This is a genomic window from Bradyrhizobium sp., assembly GCF_027307225.1.
GTDB lineage: Bacteria > Pseudomonadota > Alphaproteobacteria > Rhizobiales > Xanthobacteraceae > Bradyrhizobium.
Window position 1 is genome coordinate 137,529 of the sequence record NZ_DAHUXJ010000015.1, and the last position, 22,269, is coordinate 159,797.

At 60.9% G+C, this 22,269-nt stretch carries 21 protein-coding genes and 1 pseudogene; 1 reads left to right on the top strand and 21 read right to left on the bottom strand.

The genetic code is table 11. The annotated features are described in order from the left end of the window. Nucleotides 1-8 precede the first annotated feature (8 nt). The 16 genes and pseudogenes from M6D32_RS02820 to M6D32_RS02890 all read right to left on the bottom strand — a co-directional run bounded on the left by M6D32_RS02820 (nt 9) and on the right by M6D32_RS02890 (nt 13,282). Nucleotides 9-272 carry a VirB3 family type IV secretion system protein gene (locus M6D32_RS02820; protein WP_298253105.1) on the bottom strand — a complete coding sequence of 88 codons (264 nt, stop codon included), beginning with the start codon at nt 270-272 and terminating at the stop codon, nt 9-11. Continuing rightward, nucleotides 272-592: a TrbC/VirB2 family protein gene (locus M6D32_RS02825; protein WP_298253107.1), complete on the bottom strand. Its 321-nt coding sequence runs from the start codon at nt 590-592 to the stop codon at nt 272-274. The genes M6D32_RS02820 and M6D32_RS02825 overlap by 1 nt, the downstream gene beginning before the upstream one ends. After that, on the bottom strand, nt 589-1,557 hold the full coding sequence (gene trbB / locus M6D32_RS02830; protein ID WP_298253274.1) for a P-type conjugative transfer ATPase TrbB: 969 nt from the start codon (nt 1,555-1,557) through the stop codon (nt 589-591). The genes M6D32_RS02825 and trbB overlap by 4 nt, the downstream gene beginning before the upstream one ends. A 235-nt stretch (nt 1,558-1,792) precedes the next feature. After that, a pseudogene (locus M6D32_RS02835) lies at nt 1,793-1,918 on the bottom strand (conjugal transfer protein TraC); the annotation flags it as partial. Between the two features lie 268 nt (nt 1,919-2,186). After that, entirely contained in the window at nt 2,187-3,674 is a 1,488-nt protein-coding gene (locus M6D32_RS02840) for an MFS transporter (RefSeq protein ID WP_366145808.1), read from the bottom strand. Then, nucleotides 3,604-4,236 carry a hypothetical protein gene (locus tag M6D32_RS02845; protein ID WP_298253109.1) on the bottom strand — a complete coding sequence of 211 codons (633 nt, stop codon included), beginning with the start codon at nt 4,234-4,236 and terminating at the stop codon, nt 3,604-3,606. The genes M6D32_RS02840 and M6D32_RS02845 overlap by 71 nt, the downstream gene beginning before the upstream one ends. A 173-nt stretch (nt 4,237-4,409) precedes the next feature. Further along, nucleotides 4,410-4,847: a CopG family transcriptional regulator gene (locus tag M6D32_RS02850; protein WP_298253111.1), complete on the bottom strand. Its 438-nt coding sequence runs from the start codon at nt 4,845-4,847 to the stop codon at nt 4,410-4,412. Nucleotides 4,848-4,855: 8 nt separating this feature from the next. After that, complete coding sequence (locus M6D32_RS02855) at nt 4,856-6,862, bottom strand: conjugal transfer protein TraG (RefSeq protein ID WP_298253113.1); 2,007 nt, start codon at nt 6,860-6,862, stop codon at nt 4,856-4,858. Between the two features lie 194 nt (nt 6,863-7,056). Next, nucleotides 7,057-9,297 carry a DUF3363 domain-containing protein gene (locus M6D32_RS02860; RefSeq protein WP_298253115.1) on the bottom strand — a complete coding sequence of 747 codons (2,241 nt, stop codon included), beginning with the start codon at nt 9,295-9,297 and terminating at the stop codon, nt 7,057-7,059. 592 nt (nt 9,298-9,889) lie between these two features. Then, entirely contained in the window at nt 9,890-10,642 is a 753-nt protein-coding gene (locus M6D32_RS02865) for a lytic transglycosylase domain-containing protein (RefSeq protein ID WP_298253118.1), read from the bottom strand. Between the two features lie 2 nt (nt 10,643-10,644). Next, entirely contained in the window at nt 10,645-11,154 is a 510-nt protein-coding gene (locus M6D32_RS02870) for a S26 family signal peptidase (protein ID WP_298253120.1), read from the bottom strand. Continuing rightward, nucleotides 11,151-11,666, bottom strand: coding sequence for a DUF2840 domain-containing protein (locus M6D32_RS02875; RefSeq protein ID WP_298253122.1), 516 nt, complete (start codon nt 11,664-11,666; stop codon nt 11,151-11,153). Before M6D32_RS02875 ends, M6D32_RS02870 begins: the two co-directional genes overlap by 4 nt. A 3-nt stretch (nt 11,667-11,669) precedes the next feature. Continuing rightward, nucleotides 11,670-11,948 carry a helix-turn-helix domain-containing protein gene (locus tag M6D32_RS02880; protein WP_298253124.1) on the bottom strand — a complete coding sequence of 93 codons (279 nt, stop codon included), beginning with the start codon at nt 11,946-11,948 and terminating at the stop codon, nt 11,670-11,672. A 132-nt stretch (nt 11,949-12,080) separates the two neighbouring features. Beyond that, nucleotides 12,081-12,599 carry a DUF2285 domain-containing protein gene (locus M6D32_RS02885; RefSeq protein ID WP_298253126.1) on the bottom strand — a complete coding sequence of 173 codons (519 nt, stop codon included), beginning with the start codon at nt 12,597-12,599 and terminating at the stop codon, nt 12,081-12,083. Nucleotides 12,600-12,660: 61 nt separating this feature from the next. Continuing rightward, complete coding sequence (locus tag M6D32_RS26920; RefSeq protein ID WP_366145809.1) at nt 12,661-12,855, bottom strand: DUF6499 domain-containing protein; 195 nt, start codon at nt 12,853-12,855, stop codon at nt 12,661-12,663. 148 nt (nt 12,856-13,003) lie between these two features. Next, nucleotides 13,004-13,282 carry a DUF2285 domain-containing protein gene (locus tag M6D32_RS02890; RefSeq protein ID WP_298253127.1) on the bottom strand — a complete coding sequence of 93 codons (279 nt, stop codon included), beginning with the start codon at nt 13,280-13,282 and terminating at the stop codon, nt 13,004-13,006. Between the two features lie 299 nt (nt 13,283-13,581). Between M6D32_RS02890 and M6D32_RS02895 the strand changes: the two genes are divergently transcribed. Then, complete coding sequence (locus M6D32_RS02895) at nt 13,582-13,833, top strand: helix-turn-helix transcriptional regulator (protein ID WP_298253129.1); 252 nt, start codon at nt 13,582-13,584, stop codon at nt 13,831-13,833. A gap of 80 nt (nt 13,834-13,913) precedes the next feature. On the opposite strand, the gene M6D32_RS02900 is transcribed toward M6D32_RS02895, so the two are convergent. From M6D32_RS02900 to M6D32_RS02920, 5 genes are all read right to left on the bottom strand, one after another. After that, the gene (locus M6D32_RS02900) at nt 13,914-14,234 is read right to left on the bottom strand and encodes a DUF736 domain-containing protein (protein ID WP_211375943.1); all 321 of its coding nucleotides are present in this window, start codon (nt 14,232-14,234) and stop codon (nt 13,914-13,916) included. A gap of 547 nt (nt 14,235-14,781) precedes the next feature. Continuing rightward, on the bottom strand, nt 14,782-15,222 hold the full coding sequence (locus M6D32_RS02905; RefSeq protein WP_366145811.1) for a hypothetical protein: 441 nt from the start codon (nt 15,220-15,222) through the stop codon (nt 14,782-14,784). 183 nt (nt 15,223-15,405) lie between these two features. Continuing rightward, nucleotides 15,406-16,338 (bottom strand): DUF2493 domain-containing protein, encoded by a 933-nt coding sequence (locus tag M6D32_RS02910; RefSeq protein WP_298253134.1) that lies wholly within the window; start codon nt 16,336-16,338, stop codon nt 15,406-15,408. A gap of 349 nt (nt 16,339-16,687) precedes the next feature. Further along, nucleotides 16,688-17,752: a toprim domain-containing protein gene (locus M6D32_RS02915; protein WP_298253136.1), complete on the bottom strand. Its 1,065-nt coding sequence runs from the start codon at nt 17,750-17,752 to the stop codon at nt 16,688-16,690. Continuing rightward, complete coding sequence (locus M6D32_RS02920) at nt 17,752-22,107, bottom strand: strawberry notch-like NTP hydrolase domain-containing protein (RefSeq protein ID WP_298253138.1); 4,356 nt, start codon at nt 22,105-22,107, stop codon at nt 17,752-17,754. Before M6D32_RS02920 ends, M6D32_RS02915 begins: the two co-directional genes overlap by 1 nt. Nucleotides 22,108-22,269: the final 162 nt, after the last annotated feature.

Sequence of the window (22,269 nt, forward strand, 5' to 3'; positions counted from 1 at the left end):
GGAAGACCTCAGGTGTTGAGATGGCCGGGAATACGGAGGTGTCGGCGAACGACTTCGACGAAGTCAGGGTCGCGTTTGGCCGCCCAGACGGCGGCCATGTGGCCGACAAACCAAAGCAGGAGGCCTGCGAGCCAGAGGCGAAGGCCGATACCAAGAGCAGCGGCGAGCGTGCCGTTAAGAATCGCGATGGAGCGTGGCGCGCCGCCCATGAGGATTGGCTCAGTGAGAGAGCGATGGATGGGCGTCTCGTAGCCTGGGATCTGTCCGTCCATCAGATCATCACTCCGCCGCCGAACGAGAAGAACGACAGGAAGAAGCTCGATGCGGCAAAGGCGATCGACAAGCCGAACACGATCTGAATTAGCCGCCGAAAACCGCCCGACGTATCGCCAAATGCGAGCGATAGCCCGGTAACGATGATGATGATGACAGCGATGATCTTGGCGACGGGACCTTCGACGGACTGCAGGATCTGATTGAGCGGCTGCTCCCACGGCATGTTGGAGCCCGCAGCCTGCGCTGAACTGACGGCAAAGCAGGTGGCAGCAATTGCCGTGGTCGAAATCACACCTAGCCGAAATCGAATAATCATGATGGATCCCCTATGGCTGCGAGGCTGTAATCGCCCGAAGAACCGAGCCCGGTAACCGCAGCGAGTTCGGCAAGGCGACGATCGGCACCGCGCCCGGAAAGCACGGCGATAACGTTGATGGTCTCCGCAATCAGGGCGCGCGGCACGGTGACGACGGCTTCCTGAATGAGCTGTTCGAGTCGACGCAGCGCGCCAAGAGCGGTGCCTGAATGGATGGTACCGATGCCGCCTGGATGACCTGTGCCCCAGGCTTTGAGCAGATCGAGAGCCTCTGCACCGCGAACCTCGCCGATTGGAATGCGATCGGGTCGTAGGCGCAGCGATGATCGCACCAACTCTGAGAGCGAGATCACGCCGTCCTTCGTACGTAGCGCCACGAGATTCGGCGCCTTGCACTGAAGCTCCCGCGTATCCTCGATCAGAATGACCCGATCTGAGGACTTGGCGACCTCGGCCAACAGCGCGTTGGTCAGCGTTGTCTTGCCGCTGGAGGTGCCTCCCGCGACCAGGATGTTCTTGCGGGCCTCAACTGCAGTCCTTAGAGCAGCTGCCTGCCCCGGTGACATGATCCCTTTGATGACGTAGTCGTCCAGCGTGAACACCGCGACCGCCGGCTTGCGGATGGCGAAGGCTGGAGCTGCAACAACCGGCGGCAGCAAACCCTCGAAGCGCTCCCCCGTCTCGGGCAGTTCGGCCGAGATGCGCGGGCTGCCCGCGTGGACTTCGGCACCCACATGATGCGCGACCAATCGAACGATGCGCTCTCCGTCCGAGGCAGAAACGAACTCGCCGGTATCTGCCAAGCCGCTCGATAGGCGGTCGATCCACAACCGGCCGTCGGGGTTGAGCATCACCTCAATGACGGCCGGATCTTCGAGGAAGCGGCCGATGGCCGGTCCAAATGCCGTGCGCAGCATGCGCGCGCCACGCGAGATCGCCTCCGATTGAATGGAATGGATTGTCATCGCCGTCCCCAACCAGTGAGGCCGTCTCGAGCGGCCTCTGATGGGGATGAATAGAAAAGGCAGCAAACAGATTAACGCAACAAGACGCTAACCCGGTTCGTAGACTGGCGTAGAAAAAGAAGCGTCAGGCAATACGACAAACGGAGACGCGGCGCGGGCTGCTCTTCCGCAAGTGGTCGTTCAACTAAAATGGTTGGATGCTGACGTGTCGTTATGTCAATTTCGCTTTGATGAGATTGAGCGCGTCCGCCCCGGCGGCGATCACCAGTTCGCCGAGCCCAAGCATCTTGCGGCTCTTGAGGTCGCGCGCCTTGTCCTGCAGCGCTTTGAGTTCCCCGTCAAAATCCCGCGGCTTGCGTATCACGTCCTCCAGCGATGTTGAGCGATGATAGTTGAGCCCCGGGAATGAACCGGACGACAGAACAGGTGCGGGTATCTTGCCGTCGATCGATCGAGGCTGAATCCTGCAAAGTCCCGGATGCGGTCGTCCGTATGACAGGTGCTGTACAGGTCCACGCTTTGCTGAACTGACCGGCGTCAGCCGTGAGCGGCTGATTGACAACATACTCTCGATCGTGTTCCAGCAGGGCCGCTCGGTGACCCCGGCGGGAAACCAATTTTCGCGTATCTCACCATTCAATGCCTTCGCACGGCTCCAGGACGGGAAGGTCCGTCGCGTGCATCATGGAGCCGGTGGGAGGTTCACGCTCTCCGATAACCAACCGACTAAGGTGTTTGCCGAGCCTCCGGATCGATGGAAGCGCGAACCAGACCAAAGCCGCCAGTTGAAGAACTGCGCTAAGACCGAATGCGGCCTGATATGCGGCTATCGGGTAATGTCCGTCCTGAGACGGCCATTGTTCGATGACGAGACCAATACCGTATTGGATGAGGAACGCCCAGCCGAAGTGCAGGAGGTTCAGACCGCCGTTGGCGCGCGCGGCAACCTCCTTGGGAAAATAATCGGCTACGACCGCGAAGCTCAGCACGGTGGCAGCGCCAGCGATCGAGACCATCGACCACGGCAAAATTGACGGCAACGGGATACGCAAAATCAGCACGAATTCTGCGAGAATGAGCAACCCACCGACGCAAGCCAAGAAACTTTCCGTCCGGATGCTCCGCTTGCGCAGTCGATCAGCGGCAGCGCCAAGCAACAGGGCTCCAAGGCTTAGGACGAGAGCCATGAGAAACATGTGAGCGGCGCGGCTTTGACGGTCGAGTCCTTCGACATCGGTAAGCCAGGCGGACGCCCACAAGGACTGGAAAGCCCAGGACGAACCAATGCAGGCGGCGGAAAGCGGGGCAACCCTCAGGAAGCGCGGATCCGAATAGATCAATCGTAATGTAAGCGGCTTGCGGTCGATGGCAGCTGTCTCGGATTCTGCGACAGGTTCGGGAGCGACGATATAAACGAGTCCACTCACCAGAACTGTCGCCAAGGTCAGAATGCCGAAGAGGCCGCGCCATCCCACCGACTCCAACAACCAATCTGTTGGCGCCGTTGCCGTGACTGCGCCGAGCGAACCCAACATGATCATCCAGCCGTTGGCGAGCGCGACGCGCTCTCTCGGAAACCAGGTGACAATGGATTTGAGTCCAGCCATTAACGAGCCGGCAACGCCAAGCCCAATCATAGCGCGCGCGATAAGAAGCTCCGGGAAGCTCGACGCATTACCGAACAACGTAGCGCCCCCAGCCGCGATGACCAGGAGCACGCCTTGGACTCGCCGCGGACCGAAACGATCCAGAAAGGCGCCTATGGGAATCTGAAAAAGTCCAAAGACCAGAAAGTACACCGAAGCAAGCAGGCCGAGCTCGGCGGCATCGAGCCCGAAGTCGGATGCCAGCGCCGGAGAGATTGCGCCATTAATCGTCCGAAAAAGGTAGGCAAGGTAATAACCGGCGGCGAAGGGCAAGAACACCGAGAGTATCAGGCGCCATTTGGAATGTTGGCGGTCTTCCGAGGCCGGCCGTCCTGTCAATTCGGCATGATCAGGGTGCAGAGCCTCATCCAGCGGATTGTGGCTCGCCGCTTTGAAAGGTCTAGTTCGAGAGGCGGCGAAAGTAGGAGTTGCTGCCGCCCTCCCCGGCGGCAGCAGAAAAAGAAGGAACAACACCCGGAGCCGGAGGATTTTGGTCGATATCCGAACGCTTGGGATCGCGTTCACTCATCGTCGGCTTTGAATGACTGCGCTCCGCGGAGTTGACACGCCCGATCGTCTCCTGCATCAGGGGACGGTCCGATCGAACGCGCCGATCAACCTGTTCGGCAAGAACCTTGAAGCGTTCGTCACCCAGGGCTGCCGCCTCCTGCTGCCGCTCTGGCGAAAGCGGCGGCATAACGGAGAGGTGATAGCGAGCGTGTAGCGCGATGGTTTCAGCCAACATGCGAACGTCGTGCTCGAGCCGATCGAACCTGTGGTCCATATCGTCAAAACGCTCGTGCATGATATCTTCAGCTGATGCGGCCGGACTTAGAAACCGTTCAAGGGCGGCTTCGACCAGCATGCTCTTGCCAAGCCCCGGTCGTTCGGTTGCGGTAGAAAATCGATTGTAGAGCTCCTCGGTCAACCGTACGGTTACCTTGCGACTCCGCTTAGGTTTACGCGTGGAAGCCGACGCCGCTTCGGTCTCGGCTTGGCTCGCCTGCATTTCGACTTCGCCGTGGAGCTGCATAACATTCTCTCCAATCGCTACGAACGCGCTGATCGGGGCCGCGACTTCCGACGCGGTGATCAGATCATTATTTCTGAGCGACATAAGAGAAGAACCGCATTGAGTTTGTTTTCAACCAGCCGATGATGCCGAGCAGAGTCTGGCGTAGAAAAAGAAAGAGATGGCAAGACGGCTCACACCGAACCGGAGTTGTTTGACTTTTCGCCTTGCGGCTCGGCATCCAGGGACAACTCCTGTGCAAGACCCTGCCCCTTCGCCAGTCTTCGTCCCAGCGCTTCGATAAACCGCTGATAACGCTCCCGTCCCTTGGCTTGCGCAGCTGGAAGAGCAGCGTCTGGTACGGGCGATGTCGCCGTGAGCCAGAACCGTACAAACAAGGCCATCGCCTCATTGGAGATCGTGATTTGCCGCTCGAGTCGCTCGACCTGGCGTGTCAGCCGATCTAGCCGTTTGCCAAGTGCGGCTTCCATGCGCTCAGAGTTGTCAGGCGAAAGAAAGGATGCGAGCGCTGTTTCGACGACGAACGCCTGATGCAAGCGCTTTCGACCGGCATAGTCAGCGAGTTGCCGTGCAAGTTCCGGCGGTAGACGAAATGTGTGCTTGGTTCGCATCTCTTAAGTCACAGGCCCAGTCCATCACCAGGATCCATCGAGGCCTGACGTGCGAGATCCGCCGCCTGCTTTCTCAAACTTGTCGCGCGCTGGACCTCGTCATCCGTCTCGTCGTCAGCAAACTCGAATTCGGCCTTTGCTGGACCAAGCTCTGGTATGACTTCTTCATGTTGGGGAAGCTCCGGCTCCCGCCGAATGCCACTGTTGGCTTGATCGTTGATGGCTTCAGACGCCTGGAACTGAACTGTTGATTCCGGTTCAGCGATGTTCGCGATAGGTTTTCGGAGGCCGCTCCAATCATCGCGGCGCTTGTTGGTAGGCACTGGTGCATCGTGAAGCTTTACAGGTGGCACAATGCGATCGCGAAATCGCTCGTCCTCGAAATACCGGGCCTTCTTCGCCCGGATCGGCGAGCATCCGGAGACCAGGACCAACTCGTCATCCGGCGGCAATTGCATGACCTCGCCTGGCGTGAGCAGGGGTCGGGCGGTTTCCTGCCGTGAAACCATGAGATGGCCTAACCACGGACTGAGCCGGTGACCGGCATAATTTTTCATGGCGCGCAGTTCGGTCGCCATTCCAAGTGCATCCGAGATGCGCCTCGCCGTGCGCTCATCATTGCTCGCGAAGCAAACGCGGACGTGGCAGTTGTCGAGGATCGAGTTGTTCGGGCCGTAGGCCTTCTCGATTTGATTGAGCGATTGCGCAATCAGAAAGCTTTTCAGTCCATAACCCGCCATGAAGGCCAACGCCGATTCGAAGAAGTCCAGCCTCCCAAGAGCAGGAAACTCGTCCAGCATCAGCAGCAGACGGCGTCGGCGGCTTTGAGCTTCGAGATCCTCCGTCAAACGTCGGCCGATTTGATTGAGGATCAGACGTATCAGAGGCTTGGTCCGGCTGATGTCCGATGGCGGTACCACCAGATACAACGAAGCCGGCCGTTTCCCCTCCACGAGATCACGGATACACCAGTCGCTATGTCGCGTGACCTGCGCGATGACGGGATCTCGGTAAAGGCCGAGAAATGACATCGCGGTGGAAAGTACGCCGGAGCGCTCGTTTTCGCTTTTGTTCAGGAGCTCTCGCGCGGCTGACGCGATGACGGGATGCGGACCGGAAGCGCCAAGATGCGGCGTGGTCATCATGGCGTTCAAAGTGGCCTCGATCGGCCGCTTGGGATCAGACAAGAAATTCGCAACGCCGGCGAGGGTCTTATCCTCTTCCGCGTAAAGCACATGGAGGATCGCACCTACCAGCAGCGAGTGGCTGGTCTTCTCCCAGTGATTGCGCTTTTCCAACGCTCCTTCTGGATCCACGAGGACGTCCGCAATGTTCTGGACATCGCGCACCTCCCATTCCCCGCGCCGGACCTCCAAAAGTGGGTTATAGGCGGCCGATCTCCGGTTGGTCGGATCGAACAGCAGCACCCGGCCATGCCGGGCGCGGAAACCTGAGGTCAGATTCCAGTTTTCACCCTTTATGTCGTGTACAACGCAACTGCCTGGCCAGGTCAGAAGGGTCGGAATGACCAGGCCAATACCTTTTCCCGATCGCGTCGGCGCGAAACACAGGACGTGCTCCGGTCCATTGTGGCGTAAGTAATGGCGGCCGAGCCGACCGAGCACAACGCCGTCCGGGCCCGTGAGCTGCGCGGCGCGAATTTCTGAGGCGGTCGCCCAGCGCGCTGAGCCATAGGTCGCGGCCGTCCTCGCCTCGCGGGCCCGCCAGATTGACATCGCGAACGCGACAACCATGGATAAGACGCCGCCGGACGCTGCGATGCAGGCCCCTTGCATGAATATCTTTGGCGCGTAGGCGTCATAGACCAGCCACCACCAGAAGAAGGCCGGTGGATAATAGATGGGCATCCGACCAACCAGCTCAAACCAAGGTGGGCCCAACTGCGGCTGAAACCCCAACTTCCAGGCAACCCATTGTGTCGCCGTCCACATCGTAACGAGCACGATGCCGAGAGCAGCGCAAACTTGACCCCAAAGTAGGTTGGTCGAAGACATCCGGGCATGGTGGGGAGTCTTCGGCGCGGTTCAAGGCGGGTTCGACATCGATGGTACGCTGTAAGGTCATGGCGTAGAAAATGGACAGCTCACATTCAGGTGGCCGCAAGAAAATCGAACCTTTCTCCAAACCACGCAGCTCTCAGACTTCTCTTGGCGTGCTTGGAATAGGAACATTTCTTCGAGGTGCGCTGCTACAATCCGAGCCCACGCTTTCTTCCAAACTCCCATTCAATGCCGCCCCCCTCACGTTGGATGCCGCTAATAAATTGGCCGATGCGATTCTCGAGGATGGGCTGCCAAGGCACCAGCCGAAAGCCAAGTCCATCTTCCATCATGGCAAACCGGCCGCTAGCGAGAGAGGCAACCCCAGTAAGACGGCCGCTGACATATTCGCCTGCTTTGCTCGCGGTAAAGGTGAGCCCTCGTTCTGTCGCTAGCTGACGACCGACATGTTCCACCTCTCGCTGCTCGAGATTCATGACGGTATGGGCGGGGATATGGATTGCGCCGTCTTTCACGATAGCGTAGCCCATTTGGACAAGGCGGTTGGTACGCCGAAGGAGAGCGTCCTTGACATCGTGGCCAAAGCCGCTGTCAGCGATGACGAGGGGCCGACGAGCAGTCAGTTCCCGATCGAGCCAACTGGCCCCATCAACGGCGATCTGTCGTTCGAGGTTTTGTGTCGAAAGAGTTTTGATCACCGGACCGTCACCGCCTTGGGAGCGATCGTAAGTCTGGCCGCGCTCAATGATATCGACCGGTACCTTCCAGTGATCGTCGTCGAGACGTTCGACGTGTCCCGCCCTACGCAACGCCTCCAGCCTTCGGACATGTGAGCGGACGAAAGATTCGGGATCCTTCCCCTCTCGTTCGAACTGTTCCCGAATGCGCTCCAGGTGCCGGCTGGGCCGGTAGATTTGGTCCTTCTCGCCGGTGTTGAGGGCGATATTGCGATCAGCGGCTCGTGGACCGGAGATGGCCGGCCCCACCTCCACGATCATGTCGCGCCCGATGTCCTTCAGATGAGACGCATCGGGAAATTTCACGTGATGGACGCGGCCATCAACCCCGTCGACCACGAGATAGACCCGCTCGTCCATCTCATCGTCGGCCAACCCTTTGGCCAGAACGCGTCCTGTGATGTTCTCGCTCGGCCGCTCACCGTGGCGGACGTATTGATCGACCCCGCGCGCTTCTTCCAACCCGTGGGTTGCGAGCGCCCGGTGCATGGTCTTGATGATGTCGTTGCGATCGGAAAGCTCCTTCAAGGTGACTTCGGCACGATCCGAAATCACCCATTGCCCGGGCTCAATCTCGCTCGACAGGCCATAACGTTCCAAGAATTTCACCCGGCCGAGTAGTGCCCCGCGGTTTTCGCGGAACGCGTAGGTCGTCGCCTCTCCCGGTCGCAGGTCGACTATGCCCTTCTCGTGCTGTTCGGTCGCGAGCATCTTGTCGAGCCGGGTCCATCGCTCCGCCTCGACCTCCGTCTTCAATTTGGATTGAAGCTCGATCTCGCTCTGGTTTCCGAGTTCTAGCGTCACCAGTTCGGAGGCCCGATGGCGGATGCCGTGGGCGATATAGTCGCCGGCTATATTGAGGATGCCACCCTCCTCCAAGACACCGCGGACGATGATGTGGGTATGAGGATGTCCGGTGTTGTAATGATCGATCGCAATCCAGTCGAGGCGCGTCTCCAGATCCTTCTCCACCTGTCGCATCAAGTCGCGCGTAAAATTCTTCAAATCGGCCATTTCATTGGAATCTTCGGGCGCAACAATGAAACGGAACTGATGCCGATCCTCGCGACCCCGTTCGATAAAGGCCTTGCTGTCAACCTGATCTTCAAGAGCAGAATAGGCCTTCCCTTTCTGGCCGTCCCGGTTGACTCCATCTCGTTCGAGGTAGCGAAGGTGCGCATCGACCGCTTTGCTCGCCGCCCTGACCTTTGCCGGACCATCGAATGCCCGCTTCCGTCCTGGGGTATTGAGCCTGACGATCCTGGCCTTGACTGCGACGCGCCGGGAGCGGAAGCGCCCGCTCGAGTCCTGCTGCCAACCGCCGTTACGCTCTGCCTGAAGAAACAACGGGACTAGCTTGGCACCACGACCGCGTCCGTTGAACCGACCGCTTCCGTTTCCCTTGCGCCCGTCACCCGGGTTCGGTCCGCGCCCGATCGTACTGGGGTTCCCTCCGGCTTTCCTGACGGCCACCTGGACCTGCTTGAGGAAGGGTTGGGACTGCAGGTTCCCACGAGGATTGATCCGGGTCCCCCGGTTGCTCACGCGCCCTGGACGTACGTCAAATTCGTCGCCTTGATCCGTCGTCATGAGGCTGACGATCTTCATCAAATCTGAGCCGCGCAAGAGCGCCATATGCTCATCGTACAAAAACGCAGCGACGCGCAAGAGATCGAATGAAACGCGGGACATTCGAGCCGAAAATCGCATGCGCCATCGCGTAGCTCGTTGAAATTATTCGAGAGGCCCGAAAGGCGCCATCCAGTCTCGATCGAATGTCGCCGAACGCCAGTCGTCGCGCTTCTAAAAACCAATGTGCAGACAAAGGTTTCTCGACCGCTGAGGGTCGGCGAATTCGCGAACGCCAGTTCGCTTTATCTTGCCCTCCTCACCCTCCTCGGTCGCTGGTTCCGAGGGCCCAACTTCCAAGCGAACAGACTCTCGGTGCTCGCGGCGACTTGCGACAAAATGCAGTACGGGTCATTGCGGTGGATCATCCAATACCGCCTGCCCGAACACGTCGGCTGGTGGCCGATTCATTGCGAAAGAGCCCCCGCGACTTTGGCAGTTGACGTGCGAGCCCCCCACCGTTTGCGAGCGGAACGAGCGCTTGCGATAGCGATCGTAACCCGGAGGGCCGAGACACCCGTAGGGTGGCTCGGTGAGGAGCGAAGCGACGAGTAGAGCGCGGGCCGAAGGCATCGCCCGTATGCCATTAGCACATAAATATCGCACTCCCCCGCGAACTCTTGCCACGTGAGCTCGAATGCAAACCGAATGTCCGTCACGGTACGCCCGCCCGCTCAACAAACAGGGGAGCCTCCCGCCAAGGAACGGCACGTCCGATGCGAACTGGCGCGCGTTCGGTATGCTCGTCATCGAGCAATGGCGTGACTGCCGCAACGTACGCAGCGGTTTCTTGCGGAAGCGGTCGACCCGTCGCGAGATGCTGTTCATATCGCGCCGGACCGGCGTGATAGGCTGCAAGGAAGCCTGCCGAACCGAAACGATCGTGCATGTCTTTGAGATACGCGGTACCCGCGATGATATTGTCGTGAGCGTCAAATGGGTCGACGCCGAGACCATAGCGAACACTGAGTTCGAGCCAAGTAGCGGGCATGAGCTGCATCAAACCGATGGCGCCGCGAGGCGACGTCGCATGTTCGTCTCCGCCGCTCTCAACGTGCATCACAGCACGGACCCAGGACGCCGGGACGGCGAAGCGACCGGACGCCTCCTCGATCAATTTGGCGAACCGATCGACCGCTTCGGAACGCGCCACAGTTTGAGCGCGCGCGCTCGATTCCAGGAACGCCGAGCCGGTGACCTCGCACACAAACGGCGCGATGGCGGCGATGACAAGCATAAGTACGCGGAGCGTACCAGGCCATGCAATCGGGCCCGCTATTGCAGGTGTATGGCTTTTTCCCTGCGGATCGTCGGCAGGTTCTTCAATTGGTGAGCACGGCCGGGAAGGAAAAATCGGAGCCGGCTCGTGGGACCGGCCACCGACCGCGTGAGCGTGACGGTCGTACATGATCACTCCTCGTCAGTCCACACAGGCACCGCTCGGCCGATAACCGCAGAAGCAGGCAGCGGTCCGAAGTATCGGCTGTCGAGCGAGTCCGCGGACTGCCAGTTCATGACAAAGACATCCCCATCCGCGATCACGCAGCACCCATGCCAGACTGGAAGCGGACGGTTTTGCCCGTCGCGTTCGCGGGCCTCGCCTACATCGACGCCGTCAACGGCGATCTGCAAGCCATTCCTGCAGACCGTTTGTCCTGGCAGCGCCAACACGCGCTTGAGCATGGGCACGCCGATCGGCAAATAGCCGTTGAGATCGAGAAACGCAGCGAGCAGATCAGGGGGCTGCACGGCAACGAGTTCAGTAACGGCCAAGCGTGTCGTAGCTTGAACACGATAAAGGCCGATCGGGACGCTGTTTGATGCATTCCATATGTAATGCGGTGTCGTTCCCCCGATTGTGGAAAGGAGAAGACTTGTCGCAACAATTGCCGTGAAAAGTGTCGGACACCGAGCGTTCATGACGTCACCCCTCGTCGATGGAGCCAGGCTTGGTGGCGGGATCGCGTGTATGGCCGAGGTGTTTCGTTGACCGACAATCGGTTGTGAACGTGGTGCCAATAATCAGGCGCGGCGTCGGCAGGATCGATGCCGAGGGCCTCGACAACATCGATCATTTGCAGAGCACGTTCGACCTTGGGCCAGCCGGACAGTCGTAACAGGCTCTCACCGCCCGGCGTGATCCAGGGCACGGTCGAGTACGGTTGCCCGGGTGTCACGGCGCGCAGGATATCGATACGGGATAAGACGGTTCCGAAGTCGTTGGATGTCCAACGCACGAACGCGAAGACGCTGCCGGGGGAAAACGACAGAACGCGCCGATTGCGGTCGAGAACCTTCTCTGAAACGGGTCGCCCAAACCGAATACGGTTCTCGATGCGCTTTTCGAGCCAGAGAAGTTCGACCGTTGTAAGATCACCTGCGTCGGCCTCGTTCGTTGAATGGCTGTTGGGAGCATGAGGTTGTGTCTTCATGGGTCAGCGCCGCTCCTTTCCTGCATAAGGAATGGGAGCGTGACGCTTCGCCGGCAGCACTGTGCCGACGCCGGGATCGCTCGTTGAAGTTCTGGTGCCGCGGTCAGCCCATGCGTTCAGATCGGCCACCGAGTAGACGACACGGGCGCCGATCTTCCGGTAAGCAGGGCCGGTCCCGTAAATGCGATGTTTTTCCAAGGTGCGGGGTGAAAGGCCAAGGAATCGCGCTGCCTCCGCAGTTCGCAAGTACCGTGGCGGCAGAGCGGCGTTCGGATCAGGCATATGAGGGGCTCCATGGTCGTCCGGCACGCCAGCGCAATCATCGGCGCGTCGGCGGACACCATGGCGGAAGAGAGCCTCGAAGGGGGATGCCGAAGATTGGGGGGTGCATTTTCGGCACCCCTGAAGGCGACGCTATTTCTTCCGAGATGACGGACGCAACAATGCGCGGTAACCACCGCGCATGAGAGCGATACCGCTCTGGACCAGGCGGATGATCAGGCTGCGAAGATCATTATCTTTCCAGGAGCGGCCAAGAACGCGCTCCTTGCCGAACAAGCCCTCCGCGATTTCGCGATAACTATTGCCCGCCAACCATGCGTCCAGGGCCCGCATACGCAATATGAAGCGACGGCGACGATGGTGAGGGAGTGCAAGCGGGGGCCTGCCAAGACGGCGGCCTTCGATTGCGGACCAAAATCGGTTTGCCGCCAGCAGGCGTACGTCGAAATTGGCGTCGAACGGCAATTCGGCAAGAACCGGCGAACCTCTTGCGGGCATTTCCGGTAAGTAGAGCCGGTGGATGGCACCTGCCAGTGGTACAATGGCGTGCCAACCATCCGGCCCATGGCGAAATTCGCCAGCGGCAAGCCTGGTCCAATCAATGGCATATTGCCCAGCATCGCTGGCCCCGCCGGATTGGCGGATCGACAAGACGGTTGAGAGGGCTTCAGGTGCCCAGAATATCGATTGCCGATCGAACGCCTGTTCGGGATCAGCTGCGAAAAGAGAGCCCCCATTTTTTTCGGAATTGGTGAGGTGTCCCGCTTGATTGTGCGGCCGATGTCAGATTTCTGAATTCCTGCTCGTATTCGCTATCACGGCGGAGCCATTCCCACGCGATGTCGGCTGTTTCTGCCTTTTCGAAGTTTGCGTAATCTTGCTCCGATCTCCAATCAACAACCAACATGACTGCTTCCCCACTGCATAAACGATAGGGAATTGCAGCACGACAAATGTGACCATTTCTAGTTGCGGGCAATTTATCATTCGATAAGCTGGTTTGCTTTTTCGACGAGTCTTCAGCAAGGCGTCACGTTTGCTTCAAATAAGCTTCATCATTCGCCCTTTGGCCATCCACGGTTGAGTAGCTGACGATAACCGTGGCGCGCCACCCACTTCGCTCGCGCCAAATGACTGTCGTAGGCAAGGCGAGCACGGTCCGGCTCCGAGATCGGATCGATAAGAAGAACAATACTCGCGACTTCTCGCCAATCAGCATTGGCTTTTTCGGCATCGAGCAGACGCACATAAGTGACAGCGTGTTGCTCGTCATATGGTGTCAGCGTCGGCTCGTCTGGTGCTACGTCTGCCAATTTGGCATTGAGCGGCGGCATTACAGGAAACTCCTAACGGCTCTAGAAGCTTCGACCTCGCAAACGCTGGCCAATATCTTCTCGCGAGCTTCTGCATTGGTCTACAGGTTTGTGGACAACAAGATTAATAAATTCGTCGAAGCCGGACAGTTCACACCCAAACAAACGGTGAAGTACATCCCGTAATGGAATCCGTTCTGAAATGCTCGCTTTGACGTCGCGCTCAAGATGCTGACGCGCTCGGCGCACACGGGACAAATTCGAAAAATACATATTATAGGAGATAAACCTCATAGTATGTAAAGACGCAACTTGCGCATATGGACATGCGCAAGTTGGTCGGCCGCAATTTCGGGAGATATAGAAGAGCAAAAGGCTTTACTCAGGAAAGCTTTGCCGAGGCCTCGGGCTTTACCCAGCAGTATATCAGCGGCCTCGAAAGAGGCCGACGTAATCCTACGGTGGTGACATTATTTGAACTCGCGAGTGCGCTTGGAATAAGCCACGCTGATCTTGTCGCGCCCGATGATGAAGCTCGGGCTGAGAGGGCAAGGAGCGGCAAGCGCAAATAGGCTTGCCGAGCGAGAACTCAGGTACAACAAGCGAAATGCCCCGTCCGGAGGACCGGACAGGGCAGCTTGGGAGGCGAGCCTTACTCGCCGTTTTTCCGCGGCCGCGACCACAGCAGGGTATATCCTTCGCCACCCTCGTCGTCGAACAGGTTGGCGTAGATGGGCGCCGTGAAGGAGGGATCGTCGAGCTTGAGCGAGAGATAGTCGCGACCTTCCTCGGAGCGCTTCGACCAGGCGGCACCTATCTCGGCCCGGCCCACGAAGATTCGGTGGCTCGGAGCCTTGTCGTTGGAGGGGCTGGATTCCGCGACGATGCGGACGCCTTTGGCCTGCAGGCTGAGGGTGATGATCTCGCCCTGGAAATCGTTACCGACCTTCTTGAACGAACCGATGGTAGCCATGTCACTTCTCCTGTTTGTGTTTCGAGCCCGCGACCACCGCGGCCTCGATGGCGATCTACAGGCCGAAGACGATCGGCGACGCACCCGGCGGGCCGAAGCGCAGCGGAGGACGCTGTCGTAGAGACTTTCTTGCCTCGCGAGGAATGGGCGTTAGCCCAGGGGAAGAAAGTCTTAAGCGACGGCGTTGCGGCTCAGACGATCGAGGCGCAGCCGGTCTTCGGTCAGATCAAGCCATCACAGAGGCCACGTGCGTCGCGTGCTGAACCACAAGTCCGGGAGAAGATGGCGGGCTTCGGTTTGGTTAGGCAAGAAGTCGAAGAGATTCAGCGTAGAAAAAGAAACGAACGGAGACAAAAGGCGATATCGTCAGCGCAAGGCCAGCCGCGAGAACGACTTCACCATCCCATCCGTGTGTATGTCGACCGCAATCAATGCTGTCTGATCGATGTTCGTCGAGGAAGGTCGCGACTACCTCTCGCTCAGGCCCGCTGCCCACGCTCGGCGCGCCGCTCTAACCGACGAGTTCAGCAGGCAGATGGCGGCAGGATCATTGCCTGTACGCAGCGGCCGTGAGAACGGGTTGAGGATTGCTGCCGACTGCCCTGCCCGAATCGAGCTGGCCGGTCTCGGTGAAGATGGCCAACCGCGTCCACGCCGCGCCGCCGATAAGCACCGCGCCGAGACAGGCAAAGATCTCGCGCCATACCAACGACGGCACGCCGATTTGCGACATCGCAAATACGGCCTGATAGCCAACAAGTGTCGCCGGCACGGCGAACAGGGTCGCAATGATAGCACGGATGATCAGAGAGCGAGTCATGGCAAAGGCCGTTTGACCGATCGCTAGAGTGATCCCGCCGGCGGCAATGCCAACAAGCGGCGCTCCAAGGATGCCGGCACCGCCGTGCAATGCCAGCATGAAGACGTAGAGTCCGACAAAAAACGGCAAGGCATATACTGCCAGCGTGAAGATCAGCCAGCAGAACAAGCCGATGCCAGCGAAATTGAGGAGAAGACCAAGGGCGAACATGGTGGTGGCTCCGTGTGCATGGATGTAATGGTTGCGCCTTCCACCACCACCACGGCGCAGTTTTGGATATGCAATCGAAACGAGGCGGAGTTGCGGCGATGCAACTCCGTCTCGGTGGTGTGGAAGATGGAAAGTCGGCGCTCACGAAGCGCCGAATTTCCAAACGGCGATCCCAAGGCGCTTCGCCTTGTCGGCAAGGTTGTCCTGGATTCCCGTGCCTGGGAAATGCATGACGCCGATCGGCAGCAGTTCGAGCATGGCATCGTTGCGTCTGAACGGTGCTGCCTTGGCATGCTTGGTCCAGTCGGGCTTGAAAGCGATCTGCGGTACCTTGCGGTTGGTCGCCCATTTGGAGGCGATCAGCTCGGCACCCTTTGGCGAACCGCCGTGGATGAGGACCATGTCGGGATGCTTGGCGTGAACTTTGTCGAGGCTATCCCAGATCAGGCGGTGGTCATTGAAGTCGAGGCCACCGGTAAGAGCGACCTTTGGCCCTGCCGGCAACATGACCTCGGTCTCGGCGCGGCGTTTGGCTGCGATAAATTCGCGAGAGTCGATCATTGCTGCGGTGAGCGTGCGATGGTTGACGAGTGACCCCGACCGAGGGCGCCAGGATGAGCCGGTGTGAATCTCGAAGCGTTCGATGGCCTGATCGCGGAAGAGTTCCAGGCAGTTTCGGCGTTCGATCAACGTGATGCCTTCGGCCGTCAAGCGCTCAAGTTCGACCGACTGCACCTCGGAACCGTTCTGCTCACGCTGGCTCTTGCGTTGTGCCTGTTCGTTGTCATCGAGCTGGCGTCCGATGCGGTCGGCGGCACGATGGAACAGGTTGACGGTGGACCAAAGCAGATCCTCCAGGTCCGGCTCGAGCCGGGTGTCGCTCAGAGTGGCGACCAGGGCGTCGAAGATGTCGGCGATGGCGCCTGCGATGGCTTTGCCTTCAGGTAGCGGTCTCGGGTCAGGCTCGTCCTGGAAGGGACGGTGTCCATGGAGCTGAAGCTCGCCCAGCAGATGATCGGTCGGAGATGAGTCGTGCGGCGGTTCGAATTCGGTATCGTCTTGGTCGGTCGTCATGGCCCGAGGTCCTTTTGCCGGATCGGCCGCGCCCATCGCGGCCTTCGTGGCGATCACCAGGCGGCAGGCGGAACGGACCAGAACCCGGAGCAACGCGCAGGGCCGGAGCGAAGCGGAGGATGGCGGAGGGGCGGCTATTTTGCTTCGCGATGCAAAGCGCGCCGTCGTCCCATAAATAATGTGAGTATCCATTCGGTGGCGCGCGGCGGAAAATAGCCGCCCCGTAGCCATTGCCGGGCCGGGACGCTTGCCGTCCGATCGCCCTCTAGAAGGCCGGGGTGCGACTCTGGCCGGCAATGCCGGCCTCGGGCCGACCGGCGATGACGAAAGGCGATCGAAGCGGCCTCCGTCAGGCCGTATCGGTCGTCGTCAGGGGCAAGAAGCGGACAATATCCTGCGGCAAAAGCTGCTGGCGTAAGGTCGTCCGAAGATCCTCAATGCCTGCCGTGCGCAGATCCTCATTGAAGTCGCCGAGCGTAGGCGATAGTGGAAACGTCTCGATGCCGCTTTCCGCTGCCCGGGACGTCAAAGTCGCCGCCGCGCGCATTCCGGCTGCGTCCGCGTCGCACGCGACATAGAGGCGTCGGACTGTGAACTGCAGAAGCAGGGCCGCAAGATGGTTTGCGGAGAGTGCCGCCGCCATGGGCATGGTCGGAAGCATGCAACGGAGCGAGAGCATGGTCTCGATGCCCTCTCCGGCAACGAGCACATCATTGGCCACACCAAAGCGGACGGCGTTGCCAAGTAGATCACCCATCGCGCGTCGTGGGGTGTCGATCGGCGCCTTACCGAGCCGGTAGGGATCAAAGCCGTCGGGATCCAACCACGTGCGGTGCACCCCGGTGATGGTGCCATCGAGATCCGTGACCGCGGCAATCATCGCCGGCCAGATTTCGGGAGGTGAGTCTTCATCGGGCCCATGGTAATAGCAGCGTGGCTGATAGCGGAGACTGCCACCGTGGTGCAGTTCGACGATGCCGCGGCGGCGCAAGTAGAGCTCCACGAGAGTCCCCTCGGTCGGTCGCGAAATCGCAAAGAGGCGTCTGGCCGCCTCCCGAGATCCGCGCTGTACCGCTGGACGAGGAGGTTTCGTGGAAAGTTCGAGCACCGGGCGAGGCAGCTTCAGAAACCGCCTCGCCTCATCAGCGACATCGCGGAAGTGTTTGAGACCAAGGCGCTCGCGAATAATGTCGAGCAAATCGCCATGCTCTCCGGTCGCTGCGTCAGTCCATTTGCCGGCCGGTCCTTTGGGAGATTCATAGAGCCGCACAAACAAGGAGCGGCCCGGTGTGTTCTGGACGTCGCCCACCAACCAGTAGCGCCCCTCGCGCTTGCCGTTGGCGAGATAATGGCGGCACACGGCCTCGGCCTCACGCGCGAGACGGCGTGCCAGTTCGGAAGCGTCGCGTGGCATCACGCAGCCTCCCGTTCACTGACTCGTTCAACCGGATAGCGTGCGAACACCTTGGCCAGGACGCCGACGCCATTGGCATCTGATGGCACGAACATGCGCAGCTTCCAGGAGATGATCTCCGAGAAGAGCCCAAAGGCACGTAGACGATCGCGCATGGTATCGGCAAAGCCAGACAGTTCGATGCGATCGACACCCATCACGCGAACGCGCCGAAGTTTTAAGCCTTCGGCAAGCTCGAGAACCGTGCGCCCTTCGAGCAGCGCGGCGAAGGCGGCGTCCGGCGTCAGCGCCGGAGCGTCGCCAGCCAGCGCGGCCGCCGCCCAGCCCGGCGAAACTTTCCGTCCGATGATGCGCTCGCCGGCATCCGTCTGAAGCCGGTAGACCCTGGTCGATTCGTCCGGCAGCCGCTTCCAGATCGGCAGAAGCAGGCCGGCCACCACATGGATGGTGCTGTCGGTGAACTCGGGCACCTCGCCGAGCTCGGCCTGCCAGGCCGTAGCGAAGCGTTCGCGGTCGGCCTCCTCCCAATGGCTTTCCGCCATCATCTTCAGCGGGAGGCTGTTATGCTCCATCGGCCGGATCAGCCGGACGCGCCGTTCGATTTCGCCGTCATCGAGCATGAAGCTCGGCGCCGGCACCTGAACGGCAGCCCGGCCCGAGCGCTCGTTGACGAGCAGAACACCGCCCGAACCGGAAAGCCGATCGAGCGCCTCGTCGAGCGTCACCGGACGGTTGCGCCGGCGTTCGGTGATGGTGAGCAGCCGTGTCTCCGCGCCGGTCCCGGCGTGGGTGTAGATGACGCGCCGGTCGGCGACGACGAAGCTCTCGGCACGTAGCGTCTCCAGGCCGGCATCGTAGGTGCCGGACGCGATCGCGCCTTCGATGCGAGCGGTGAGCAACTGCTCGAATACGGTGAACAGAACGTTCTGCAGGTCGATGGTGAGCGCCAACAGCCTGTTCAAGAAGGTGGTGATCGGCGGCAGTTCGTCCTTGATGCCGTTGGTATCGGTGAGCTTCAGGCCGGTTGAGTCCTCGAACGTCTCAAGCGAGAAACCCTCGACCTTGCTGCGCACGAGCAGATGGTAGAGCTGGCGCAGCGCGTCGCGGGCGTAGTGGCTTTCGAGGTTGTCCTCGGGCCTGAACAAGCCCTGGCCGCCGGTCTGGCGCTGGCCGCGCGTAATCGCGCCCAGCGTGTCAAGACGGCGGGCGATGGTCGAGAGAAAGCGCTTCTCCGCCTTCACGTCCGTCGCAACCGGCCGGAACAAGGGTGGCTGCGCCTGATTGGTGCGGTTGGTGCGGCCCAGGCCCTGAATGGCGGCGTCCGCCTTCCAGCCCGGCTCAAGCAGGTAGTGAACTCTCAACCTGCGATTCGGCGCCGAAAGGTCGGCGTGGTAGCTCCTCCCCGTGCCGCCGGCATCGCTGAAGACGAGGATGCGCTTGACATCGTCCATGAACGCCGAAGTCTCGGCGAGATTGGCCGAGGCGGCGCGGTTCTCGACCAGCAGACGATCGCGCTTGCGAATGACGCGGCGCGAGCGGCCTGTGACCTCGGCAACCATGTCGGTGCCGAAGCGCTGGACGATTTGGTCGAGCGCACCCGGCACGGGCGGCAGCGAGGCGAGCTTCTCGATCAATCGGTCACGACGTGCCACGGCTTCACGGCTCTCGACCGGCTGGCCGTCACGAAAGACGGGCCGGGAACAGAGGTTGCCCTCGGAATCGGTGAAGGGCTCGTAGAGCTGCACCGGGAAGGAATGAGCGAGGTAGTCGAGCACGTACTCGCGCGGGGTGATGTCGACCTGGACGTCGCCCCAATCCTTGGTCGGAATCTCCGCGAGCCGGCGCTCCATCAGCGCCTCCCCGGTCGAGACGATCTGGATCACCGCGGCGTGGCCGGCGTCGAGATCGCACTCGATCGAGCGGACCAGCGAGGGCGTCTTTATCGAGGTCAAGAGATGCCCGAAGAAGCGCTGCTTGGCGCTTTCGAAGGCGGAACGCGCGGCGGACTTGGCCTGAGCATTCAGCGTACCGGTCTCGCCGGTGATATTCGCCGCCCGCATCGCCGCGTCGAGGTTGTTGTGGATGATGGAGAACGCTCCGGCGTAGGCGTCGTAGATGCGGATCTGTTCCGGCGTGAGCCGGTGTTCGACCAGTTCGTATTCGACGCCCTCGTAGGAGAGCGAACGGGCCGCATAGAGGCCGAGCGCCTTGAGATCGCGGGCCAGCACTTCCATCGCCGCGACGCCGCCCGCCTCGATCGCCTCGACAAATTCGGCGCGCGTGGCAAACGGGAAGTCCTCGCCACCCCAGAGGCCGAGCCGTTGGGCATAAGCGAGATTGTGCACTGTGGTGGCCCCGGTCGCCGAGACATAGACCACGCGAGCGTTTGGCAGGGCATGCTGGAGCCTGAGCCCCGCGCGTCCCTGCTGCGAGGCCGCCTGATCACCACGCTCGCCCTTGCCTCCAACGGCGTTCTGCATCGCATGCGACTCGTCGAAAATGATCACTCCGTCAAAACCTGCCCCGGCCTGCGAGCCGGGGTCGGAGCCCAACCATTCGACGATCTGACGGACGCGCGAAAGCTTTTCTCCGCGTTCATCGGTGCGCAGCGTAGCGTAGGTCGTAAAAAGGATACCTTGCGACAGCCGGATTGGCGTGCCTTGCCGGTAACGCGAGAGCGGCGTGACGAGCAGGCGCTCCATGCCGAGCGCCGCCCAATCGCGCTGCGCATCCTCGATCAGCTTATCGGATTTGCTGATCCAGACCGCGCGGCGGCGACCCTTCAGCCAGTTGTCGAGCAGGATCCCCGCGACCTGCCGTCCCTTACCCGCGCCGGTGCCGTCGCCCAAGAACCAGCCGCGACGAAAGCGAATGGCATTCTCTGCGTCGTCGGGCGCCGCGGCCACGACGTCAAAAGTCGTGTCGACCGTCCAGGAGCCGGCGAGAAATGCCGACTGCGCCTCGCCGGCGTAAATGATGCTCTCGAGTTGGGCGTCCGACAGAATGCCATCTGTGACGACATTGGCTGGCAGATGCGGTCGATAGGACGGCTTTGGCGGCGCGACGGAAGCCATGGCTGCCGACTGCACGAGTTTCGTGGGATGCGCCTGCGCACCGGGGATGCGGATCGAATGCAGTGCGTAAGCCTCATAAAGCGCATCGGTGATCTTGCTGGCATCGGTGGGCATCCAGTCGACTGGCTCGTAGGCGACTTCCGTCGCTATGACATCGACGGCTGGCGCGACCGCTGCTGGCGAACGCTGGCTGACGTAAGCGCGGACCGTTCGGGGCGTTGGAATGCCAGCAATCGCTGGCACCGCCGCCGCCGGAGTGCCCGCGATCGGGCCACGCGGCGGCACGTGCTGCATCACCCAGCCGAGCAAGGTCGGCAGATCCGGAGCGATGCCGGGGGAAGCCGGAAATGACGCGACGTCGCTGGCCGGCACGCGATCGATCACGGTCAGGCGGGTGTCGACGGTCGTGCCGTGCTTGGCATAGATGGCGCCGTCAATCGCCGCCGAGAATACGACACGGCCCAGTTCCTGCAGCCGCACGAAGGCCTCGGTCCAGGCGGGATTGTCCGGGGCGACGTTGGCACCTGTGATGGTGACGAGCCGTCCGCCCTCGGGAAGACGGGCCAGCGCGGAGACAACGTGCCGTAACGCCGTGTCTCGCATCTGGCGATCGACATGAACCGCGGCTGAGAACGGCGGGTTCATCAGCGCGACACTCGGCACGATGCCGGCATCGAGGTGGTCGTTGATGTGCGCGGCGTTAAACCTGGTCGTCGAGACCGCGGGAAAAAGCTGCGCCAAGATGTCGGCACGGCTCTCGGCGAACTCGTTGAGAATGAGCGAGGCGCCGGCGAGTTCAGCGAGGACGGCAAGAAGGCCGGTGCCGGCCGACGGCTCCAGAACGACGTCAGCAGGGGTGATCGCTGCAGCGATGCTGGCAACGTATGCCAGCCCAATCGGCGTGGAGAACTGCTGAAGGGATTCACTTTCCTCTGACCGCCGTGTCTGCGTCGGAAGAAGGCTTGCAATCCTCAGCAGCATCGGCAGCATGGCGGCCGGCGACGCCGCCTTGGCGCGCATGGCGGCGCCATACCGTCGAAGGAACAGCACGGTCGCCGCCTCGCAGGCGTCATAGGCCGTCTTCCAGTTCCAGGCGCCGGTCGCATCGGAGGCGGCAAACGCTGCCTCCATGGCGTTGCGGAGGACAGCGGCGTCGATACGCCGACCTCGTTCAAGATCGGTGAAAAGCTGTCGCGCAGCCTTGATGACGCCGGAGACAACAATTGCGGTCGCACGGATCGGAAGCGGCACGGCGGAGCCGCCGACAAGAGATTCGGTCATGGCAGGATTTCTCGGGAGAGCGGAAGGGATCGAGCCGCCCGGCACTCTCCTGAAACCGCCGGCTCGAACCCTTCCCGGCCCGCCTCTCCCTCTTGAGCTCCGCCAAAAAAGAAAAGGGTCCGGCATGCAGCGCCGGACCCTTCGAGCGAATGATCCGAAGCG